Origin of the sequence: Helicobacter sp. CaF467b (assembly GCF_022664765.1) — a bacterium.
In the GTDB taxonomy this organism is placed as follows: domain Bacteria; phylum Campylobacterota; class Campylobacteria; order Campylobacterales; family Helicobacteraceae; genus Helicobacter_D; species Helicobacter_D colisuis.
On sequence record NZ_JALAIY010000003.1, the window covers coordinates 1 to 9,497 of the forward strand.

Sequence of the window (9,497 nt, forward strand, 5' to 3'; positions counted from 1 at the left end):
TTATACACCATATGATAAAAACACGCAAAATAGGCGACAATTTGTTAAAAAAAAGAACATTTTGACACAAAAAAAAGACACAATTTACCTTTGAATTTGTATCAGCAAACATTATAGCATTCTCTGCCTATCAAGTCAATACAAACCCAAAAACACAAAACCCAAGCAGTTTCCAAGAATCCCTAAAAATATTTTCGCCACCAACACCACCAAACGCAATTCACTCATTGCAAATTTTTCATTAAAATTGCACTGCAAAAAAAGAAAAATTTTTCTCAAAAGCTGCAATTTTCACACAAAATCTAACAAAACAATTTATTTTAAGCAGAAATCAAACCCCATTTCACTTCATTTCCACTCCATTTTTTTTCGCCCATCTTGTCTCGCTTCCTTGTCTCGCAAATTGGCACAGGCAATTGGCGTTCTTGTTTGGCATTCTTGTCGTGATTTGTCTTTCTTGTCGTAATTCCCCATCTTGTTTGGCATTCTTGCTTATTTTACATAAATATTTGGCTTCCTTGTTTGCAAACTCGCTTTCTTGTATCCCTATGCAACGCTTTTGCACATAGAACTACTAGCCAAAGACTTCTTTTTAAAATTTATACCCAATAAAATCGTGATATAGTTTTTTTAAAACATTACTCCTTTATGCCTTATTATGGTGGCACTAATAGATGTTAGATTGGTCGATGAAACAATATGGCTTAATCAAGAGCAATTAGTTAAGCTGTATGATAGTAGCAAATCTAATGTTTCAGAACACATTAAAATATTTTTAGTGATGGCGAACTTGAAGAAAATTTAGTTGTTCGGTTTTTCCGAACAACTGCAAGCGATGGTAAAAATTATAATGTAAAATATTTTATAATTTAGATATGATAATTTCACTTGGATAAAGGTTTTACTATAGATGATGAAAGACTAAAAGGAAATGGCGGAAAGGCTTAAAACTCCTTTTTTTCTATAACTGCGATTTGCGTTTTATCCTTAACCCACTCTCCGCTTTGATTTTGCGCTTCAAAAACTATCTCAAAAACCCCAACAGATTCTGCACTAAACAAAATCGTTTTACTCTCCACTTCCCTTCCCCCAACAATAAATCTAACTGGATTATCACCAAACACGCTAAAACCCATTACTTTTACCTTTTCACCTACTTCACAAACGCTTTTTGCTGCATAAATCCAAACTTCCTTTGCTCCTTCCCCTGCATTTACAATCTCCTCTGCCTCTTTCCTTAGCTTGTCAAAAATAGGCTCATAGGCAGTAATGTCATTGGTGTTAATCTTGTTTAAAACCGCAATAACATTTTGGGCGTGTTTCTCTGCAGTAGCTAATTCTGCAGCATTACCCATAACATTCAAAAACCCAACATACGCATTTGCTTGATTAATCGCTGCATTATCGCCCACACTCCTTGAAATACTTTCTGCTTGAACCAGACTTTTGATATTTTCTGCTTGATTTTGCCTAATGTTGGCTTTAGCATTTAGGCTAGTGATTTCAAGCTCTAATCTTGTTTTTTCCTCCATTACTCCAAGCTCTCTTTCTTTGAAATCCAATTGTTTTCTTTGGGCATAGGTTTCAAATTCAAATCCTCTCTCTTTTAGTTCCAGCTCCCCACGCATTCTCTCTTCTGCTATCCCAAGCTCTCTTTCTTGGAAGTCTAGTTGCCTTTTTTTTGTATAATCTTCTAGCAAAAATCCTCTCTCTTTTAGCATCGCCTCTTCTATTGCCAAAGTCGTTTGCAAAGCCAATTGCCCCATATTTGTCATCAAAGTTGCGTATTCTTGCCCACTAAAGTTATAGTTTTTAACCTCTTTCATAAAATCACTTTTTTTATACAATGCCTCTAGCACAAGTTCAAAATTTTTCAAAAAATCCATTATTTACCTCCTAAATTTTGTAATTTTTGTATTTCGCTCAAATTGGTTTCTTTTTTGCTCTCTTTAATCGCAATCTCACCAATAATCATAAACAATTCATCGTTCAAAAGCAGTCTCTGCTTCTCTAGCTCTTCAATCTCTTTTTTTAGCTGCTCCAAATAAGCCAATAAATCATCTCTTTTGACAAAAAGCCCTTTTAGCTCCTCTAGTTTTTGCTCTTGCTCTGCTATATCCTGATTTAATTGCCCTATTTCTTGTTCTAGCCCTAATAACTCTTGTTCTTTTTGGGTTATACTCTCTAGCAATTCTGATTTTTTTCTCTGCAACTCTTCCCTTTGCGCTTCTAGTTGTGCTTTTTGTTCTGTTGTTTGAGCGATTTGTGCTTCTTTGGTGGTAATTTCATTGTTTAAGACTTCTAACTCTGCATTTATAACGCTCATAGACTCTCTAAGCACTTGGAGTTCTTGCTCTTTTTGTGCCTTTAGGGCTTGATTTTGAGATATTTCTAGCTCCGCACTCTCTTTTTGGTTTTGTAGCTCTGTGGTTTCTGCTTGGAGTGAATTGGCTTGGTTCTGTATTGTTTGAGCTTGTGTTAGAAGTTCTTGTATTTGAGTTTCTAATTGTGCTTTTTGTATTCTTAGATCTCCTAGCTGCGAACTAGAATCTTGCAATTCCTGCTCTTTTTGTGCCTTTAAGGCTTCTAAATCTGCTATGCTTTCTCTTAAAGTTTCTAATTCTGCGTTATTACCACTCCCTACTTGTGTGATTTGCGCTTCTAACTGCACAATCTGCTCTTGCAAAAGGGCTTCTTGTTGTTTTAAATTTTCAATCTCTCTTAGTGTTGCTTCATTGTCTGCTTCAAGCTGTGCTAATTCACTTTGTTTTTTGGCTAATTCCTCTTGCTTTTTCTCTAGTTCCTTCTTACTTGCTTCAAGTTCTGCTGCTGCATTTTGTAAAATCGTGTTAATGGTTTGTATGGTTTGGTTTAGCTCCTGTGTCTTTGAGGCAATGCTATCAGTGATTTCTTTAAGCTTTAAATCTTTTTCGCTTTGAGAGGAAAAAGATTCTATGATAATCTCACTTCTTGTCCCATTAACCAAAACAGGCTCATCATAAATCACATTTTCACCTACTTTGATGGTTATCTGATAAGTCCCACCCCCAAAAAACGGAGAACAGGTAAAAGATATTTTCGAAAACGAAAACTTCTCTAAAGTATAAGTAAGGCTACCTACTGCTTGTGTCATCCAAGACCAACTACTACCAGGATTTTGCCTTAAGGGATAGGTGCAATAGTAGTAGTTACTATTATTATAAGTATTAACAGCAGTTACACTCCCCTTAATCTCATCACTAGCCAACTCATAATCTGCAGGTATTGCACCTAGTTCTCCACCACCATTCTCACTATAGACAGTAGGAATCTTTCCTTTGCCATCTAGCTTTAAGATAAAGCTCCCTGAGGAACGCCCGTGATTGATATAAGGCACACTGCAGATTCTGCCCTTGCTATCATAGAAAACTAACCCACTCAATCCTTTCATATACGGCACATCACCCCAAGTGATAGTTAGAGGCTCTTCATTGCTAGAAGTTACTCCTTCTACCACAGGTTTAATGCTATTCCACTCTAAATCGCTTTGAAGTTTTTCTAATTCTAGCTCTAAACTTTCTTTTTTGGCATAGAGTTCGTTGATGCTCATTTTATTCCTTCTTGGTATATTTCTATTGTTATTCTATCCTTTCTTATTTTTGCTTTTAAGGGTTAAAAGTTTTGATCTAGCTTACTCCAATCATACTCTTTTAGTGCTTCATTCATTGGCAATTCAGTGCTTAGAATCTCAAATTCCTCATTATTTAAGTCTAAAAAACCAAAATAACTCCCCTCATCACTCTCTTCTTCAAAAAGCAAAATCTTCTTATTGATTTTTCCATTCACATAGCCTCCATCTCCTATGCTATAGCTATAAGAAAAATCCTTGCTTAATACCCTTTTTTGTATTTTTCTTTGATAGTAAAGCACACTATTAGCAGGACTTAAATCTTTGATTTCTTCCAAAATATCCGCTACCTTTTTGGTTCTTAGCGGAGTAGAGAGTGCGTATTTACCTCCCAAACCATTTCTCATAACCGAAACCTTTAAATGCACAAAACTCTCTAAAAAAGGAAGTTCAAAAGCAGTTGTTTCTACAAAAAGTGGATTTTTGTATATGCTATTAGGATAACTTGCCGCTATAGCTCTCCATTCTTCATAATCCTTTATGCTTTCTTTGGCTTCTTTGATTGCTTTTGTCTTAAGGTATTTTTCAAAGCTTTCTTTTGCTTTGGGTAGCTTGTCATTAGCTTCTTTGATTGCTTTTGCCTCAAGGCTTTCTTTTGCTATGGGTAGCTTAGCTGCTTTGTATGTATCTGTGCCAAACAAACCATTACCTCTTATCTCTTCTAAAAACATTGCATAAAATCCAACTTTTGCCTCCACATCCATAACTCTAAAGACTTCTTGTATCATTAAAATACTGCCATAATACTCCCACGCCTTTTCATCTAGGGTATATAAATCACTCTCTTGCACATTTTTATAATGATCTTTTAATTTTTCAATTTGAGCTAATATCTCTTTTGCTGTCTTTTTCTTACCTTTAAAATGCTTTTTGTGCAAAAAATTGAAATTTGCCCTTTTTGCTTTTTGGTAGTTTTTTGTTTTATCTAAAAAATCGTTGGTAATCATTTTGCCATAAAAGACTTCAACTTGCTCTCTAAAAATCCGCTCATAAATGCTTTGTGCCGTGCCTAAGATATTAAAATACAACTCATTAAGTTTATTAAACCCCTCTGCGATTCTTTTATTTGCCCTTTTCATATTATTTTCTAAAGTGTCTTGTCTAGCCTCCAAGCTCAAATCAAACTTAGACAAAGAGATTTGGGTAGAAAACACCTTTGCAAAATACCCATCATTCCCACCTTGCTCATAATGCCCCCTATTATTAAGTTTCTCATCTATTAGATTGATATGATATTCTCCCAAAATCCCTTTGCTTGTATCATAAGCAATACTTGGAGAATAGCTTTCACTCCCTGCACTTTGGGCTTTATAAATATTCCCATCTGCAAAAATCTCATAAGGACAATAAATTAGCCAATGTGTTAGTTGATCTTTTGCAAATTTTGCTTTTTCTAAAGTCTCTAAGCTACCTTGCATTGAATTAATTCTATTAGCTTGTGCTTGAATAAAGGGGAGTTTATCTTTCAAATTCATTGCATAAAAGCTATATGCCAAAGATGCCACACCTCCAGCAATAGCTGCAATACTAATCCAACTACTCGCCCCATAAGTAACAACGCTAAAAACAATCCCTACTGCAACTACAACAATATTAAATAGTGCTTCAAAAATATTTCCGCTAAAAATACTATCAAACCAACCTTTCTCACTTTGAGCCTTTTGATCAGCATATGCCCAAGCAATAGGCTGATATTCTTCCCATTTTAAGCCAAGCTCATAATCTCTTGAGATTTGTTCATACTGCCTTAGTTTTTCGTGATAATAATTATCTCGCTTTTTCTTCCAGCTACTACCCATTTTTTAGCCTAACGCAAATCTATCCCTTCTTTAGTTGCACTTTTAGGATTATTTTGACTAATATTTTGGGCTAAAACACCTTGCGCATTATACTTCCTTGCTTTAGCTAAGGATTCTTCTATTTTTGCTTGTTTTTCTTGGAGTTCAAGCTGCATTGCCAAATCTTGAGTTGGGTTTGAGATATTTTTTTGTTGTTCTTCTATCTTTTTGATAAGTTCTTCGACTTCTAACGCAATAGGACTTTCTGTGTCTTTTAGCATTGCAGGAAGCAACCCACTAATCAAAGTAGGATTCACACTTGCAATGGTTTTAATCATTTCGCTCCAGTGCGTGAAGCGCTCCTCTCTTCCTAGCATTTTAAGTGTTGTTTTGTATTCCAAATCAAACTTGCCCACTCTTATTTTATTCTCATTATTGGTATTAATCTCAAAATACCTCTCTCCAACTTTTTTATCCACGATTTTAAAGACTTGTTTTTTAGTAAAATAAGTCTGTATAAGAGAAATAGCTTTTTTAAAAATCGCTTTGTCCATATCATCGCTGACTTTTAAATAATCTTGCAAACTCATAAGCCCACTATCTCTTTTTTGCGCAAAGGCAACGGCACTTTGCCTATTTCCCCCACCACCTAAAATTTCATCATTAATACCACTAATAAGCTTCATTAATTGTCTTTTTTCATTAACCTTTTGGCTTAGCACTGCTATGTCGCTTCGATTTTCAATAATCTTGATTTTTTCTAATCCACCACTTCTAACGGCTGTGAAGCTATTATCCAAAGAAGCAGATTGCACAAACTCTTCCTTATCAATAACCGCATCCTCTTCGTAAAATGCTTTAAAACTTCCCAGCATATTCCCCATTCTAATTTCAGCAAAATTGATATAATCTTGCAAAGGCTTAATATTTCTGAATATCCCATACCATTTGCCTTTGTGGTCAATGTTGTTTTTGGCAATAATAAAGGGGTGTTCATTGTTCAAAAATGGCTTCTCTTCAAAAGAATAGATGATGTTATTAAAAGCCCAAATGTATCTATTCCAATCTCCATTTTCCAAAAACCAACTCTCAATAACTTTTACTCTTTTTTCATAGCTACCATCATCATAACTCTCAAATTCCTTATCTCCAAACTGCTCTTTTGCTTCCTCGAAGCTCATATCAAAAAGCCTATGGAATCTCCTTGCATCTAGTGCGTTTTTATCTGTTGAATACTTATCAATTAAAAAGGTGTGCGGTGGGACATTTCTTAGCTCTATCTCCATATCTCCCTCTTTGTCTTCACAAATCCAAATCTCCACAACGCCCATTCCCAAAATCAAATCCAAATCGCGCTTAATAATCTCCCTATCATAAAGCTCACTTTGAGAAAACACTTTTAAAATATCATTGAGCAAAAAGGCTAAAACTTTATCCTCTTCCTGTCTCCCAGAGACCTTAACTTCTTGAATACTTTGAGTTTTGTAGCCCAAATAACTGCTTACGATAGTCTTAAAAATATTTTCACTAAGAGGGATTTGCCCTCTCTCTTTAGTGATACTTATTACATCGCTTGGAAGTTGTTCTGCATGAAAATACTCCATTGCTTTTTTAAATTCTGCTATACTGCTAAAATTGCTTTCATAATCTTTTTTAAAAAGCTCTTCTAATTCTTCTAAAGATTTCAAAAAAATCCTTTTATGCGTGGTTTTACTCAAAAATACTAGAATCCTGCACTTCTTCTTGTGTTTCTTCTTGTGTTTCTTCCTTAGGCTCTTTAGCTTTATTTTTTTTATTTTTATTCTTAAGCTTGAATAATGGCTTTTTTAAGAGATATTTTGCGTAATAATCATCACTCATCACCAAAATATCTCCTTTTTTAAGAGTGTATTTCCTACCTTTGTGATTATAGATATAATCTTCTTCGCCCAAATAAAAGATTTCTATTGTAGAAACAAACACACGCATACTTAAATCCTATCAAAATAGCCATCATCACTTTGATAATCTGCATTTTCTACATCCATAGGAGTGCCTTTTGTTCGTTTGGGAAGCCCCTCTTTTTTAGTGGTGGATTGTTGCCTTTCATAAAGACTAAAGAGGCTTTCAAAAAACTCATCAGGTTCGAGTTTATCTAGTTTCCTCTTTTCTCTTGGTGGCAAATCGTTTTCGTAAAAATCGATCATCTCATCAACATTAACATTAGGGTGTCTTTTTAAAAATTCACTCTCTGCTTTTTCTAAAATACCAAAAGAATGCTTTTGTGCAATCGCTTTTTCTAATTCTTCTGCTCTTTTTTGCTTATCCCCTATTTTTTCTCTTAAAAATACTTCTTCTTTGTTTAGTATATTTTGAAAAAAAGCCTCTTCATCTTCAAAAAACAATTCTTTTTCCTCAGGGGTTAGATTTTGGCTTAAATATTTTGCAAAATCCGCTTTTTTAGTTTCTTCTATCCCTTGCAATTCTTTCATCAAAGAGGCTAACTCACCCTCTTCCACAGAACTATCAAAAGGATTAACTGCTTTGCCTTGTTGTGTATTTTGTGGTGTATTTTGGCTATTTTGATACTGCCCTGCATTTTGGTTTTCCATAAAAACTCCTTTTATTTTTGGCAAAATACTATTTAAAAAGAGTTTTCAAAAAAAGGGTTAAAAGGTTAAAATGCAAGTTTTACCGATATTTGTAGATTATGGGGGGGGGTTATTTCCATTTTGGAAATAACCACTTTTTCATCAAGCTCTTTTTTATCGATGTTTTGGAATGCCTCTGCTATGGAGTAAAAAGGTGTTTTGTTATAAAACTGCTTGTATGAGTGAATAGCCTCTCTCTCCATAGTCTTTGAGGAATCTTTAAGCTGTGCTATGCCTACCTTCACTCCTAACAAATCACTTAGCTCATAACTAAGACGACTTGCGGGGATTTCCCCTTAAGCGTTCCCCACTCTTATTTTTATGAGTTTATTTATAGTCTTTACCTGATTATTTCGCTTTCTTGACTTTAAAAAAATAAAGTATTATAATACAACAAGCTTTGGGTAGAATACTATCTAATTCAAGTGTAGGCTCGTAACCTAATGGCTTGGAGTGCTTTTTAGCATTAGTCGTCCCAAAGCTATTTAAACATCTCATTATCTTGTATTTTCCCATTTTCAAAATACATTGTTTTGAAAGCTAATTCATTATGCTTTTTGCGTATAGATTCCACTATCACATAATAACCATTAATTTGCTTTGCACTCACTAGCACCTCTTGTCCCAAATCATCTTTAGAAATTATATGTTTATCAGCAGTATCTGCGTATTTTGTCCATTGACTTATATCATCAAGTTTTACTTCTTTTTGTCCGCTTTTTTGAACCAGCTGACTTTTAGCCCCGTGCCTTGATAGTGTATGATTAATTTCGCTTGCACCTATTGTTCTGCGAACTTCTTTGGGATATTTGAAGCCTAGACTCTTTGCCTTGCTAGAATCTAGTGTATCAACAGCTATCTTTTTATTGTTTTTTATGACCCATTCCAGCACATCTTGAGTTAAATTATCCTGCCCTATAACAAACATATCCCGCCCTTTTTGTGGGCTTGTCTGTAAGATTTTTATCACATCTTTACTATCCACTTTTTTGCCTTTATTTAAAAGTGGTAGTATATCATTTTTTAGTCTTAATCGCTCTAGCACTTCCCTTGCTTTAGGATTATGAGATAATCTCTTAATAGATTCCAATCCTATTTTAGAAGCAACGCTTCCCCCTAAGAATCCTAGTGCAAATTTACTAGGGTCAAAGCCTACGATATTTCCATTTTCATCCCTCTCTACCCCTGCGAGAGTTCCGCTCACAAGCCCACTTCCTATGTGTGCATTTGTTTGATAGATATTTGGGCTAGCTTCGTTAAAATATCTATGCTCTGCCTCTGTATCTTTTGGCTTTTCTTTTGTGATATTGCCTTGTATATCTGTGTAGCTTCCTTGATTGTCTATGTGCTTGATTTGATTGCTATCAAAGATGATAATAGTATCTGCCAATTTTCCTCCACTACCATTAGGATTGTCTTTGA

General features: G+C 34.8%; 8 protein-coding genes and 1 pseudogene. All 9 read right to left on the reverse strand.

The features are described 5' to 3' along the window. Positions 1 to 343: 343 nt before the first annotated feature. A complete protein-coding gene (locus MKD52_RS08030) occupies positions 344 to 565 on the reverse strand; it encodes a hypothetical protein (protein WP_242099927.1) in 222 nt (73 codons plus the stop codon). A gap of 379 nt (positions 566 to 944) precedes the next feature. Beyond that, entirely contained in the window at positions 945 to 1,886 is a 942-nt protein-coding gene (locus MKD52_RS08035) for a hypothetical protein (RefSeq protein WP_242099928.1), read from the reverse strand. Beyond that, positions 1,886 to 3,589 (reverse strand): hypothetical protein, encoded by a 1,704-nt coding sequence (locus MKD52_RS08040; protein WP_242099929.1) that lies wholly within the window; start codon positions 3,587 to 3,589, stop codon positions 1,886 to 1,888. The genes MKD52_RS08035 and MKD52_RS08040 overlap by 1 nt, the downstream gene beginning before the upstream one ends. 62 nt (positions 3,590 to 3,651) lie before the next feature. Further along, positions 3,652 to 5,466, reverse strand: a complete 1,815-nt coding sequence (locus MKD52_RS08045) for a hypothetical protein (RefSeq protein ID WP_242099930.1) — start codon at positions 5,464 to 5,466, stop codon at positions 3,652 to 3,654. 8 nt (positions 5,467 to 5,474) lie between these two features. Next, entirely contained in the window at positions 5,475 to 7,133 is a 1,659-nt protein-coding gene (locus tag MKD52_RS08050; RefSeq protein ID WP_242099931.1) for a portal protein, read from the reverse strand. A 22-nt stretch (positions 7,134 to 7,155) separates the two neighbouring features. Then, complete coding sequence (locus tag MKD52_RS08055) at positions 7,156 to 7,413, reverse strand: hypothetical protein (protein WP_242099932.1); 258 nt, start codon at positions 7,411 to 7,413, stop codon at positions 7,156 to 7,158. 2 nt (positions 7,414 to 7,415) lie between these two features. Continuing rightward, positions 7,416 to 8,036, reverse strand: a complete 621-nt coding sequence (locus tag MKD52_RS08060) for a hypothetical protein (protein WP_242099933.1) — start codon at positions 8,034 to 8,036, stop codon at positions 7,416 to 7,418. Between the two features lie 65 nt (positions 8,037 to 8,101). Beyond that, positions 8,102 to 8,329: a hypothetical protein gene (locus MKD52_RS08065; protein ID WP_242099934.1), complete on the reverse strand. Its 228-nt coding sequence runs from the start codon at positions 8,327 to 8,329 to the stop codon at positions 8,102 to 8,104. A gap of 227 nt (positions 8,330 to 8,556) precedes the next feature. Next, positions 8,557 to 9,497, reverse strand: a pseudogene (locus MKD52_RS08070) (hypothetical protein); the annotation flags it as partial.

Coding starts and splice junctions, on each gene's coding strand:
- MKD52_RS08040 (WP_242099929.1), bottom strand. CDS start 3,589: ATGAGCATCAACGAACTCTATGCCAAAAAAGAAAGTTTAGAGCTAGAA.
- MKD52_RS08045 (WP_242099930.1), bottom strand. CDS start 5,466: ATGGGTAGTAGCTGGAAGAAAAAGCGAGATAATTATTATCACGAAAAA.
- MKD52_RS08060 (WP_242099933.1), bottom strand. CDS start 8,036: ATGGAAAACCAAAATGCAGGGCAGTATCAAAATAGCCAAAATACACCA.
- MKD52_RS08055 (WP_242099932.1), bottom strand. CDS start 7,413: ATGCGTGTGTTTGTTTCTACAATAGAAATCTTTTATTTGGGCGAAGAA.
- MKD52_RS08035 (WP_242099928.1), bottom strand. CDS start 1,886: ATGGATTTTTTGAAAAATTTTGAACTTGTGCTAGAGGCATTGTATAAA.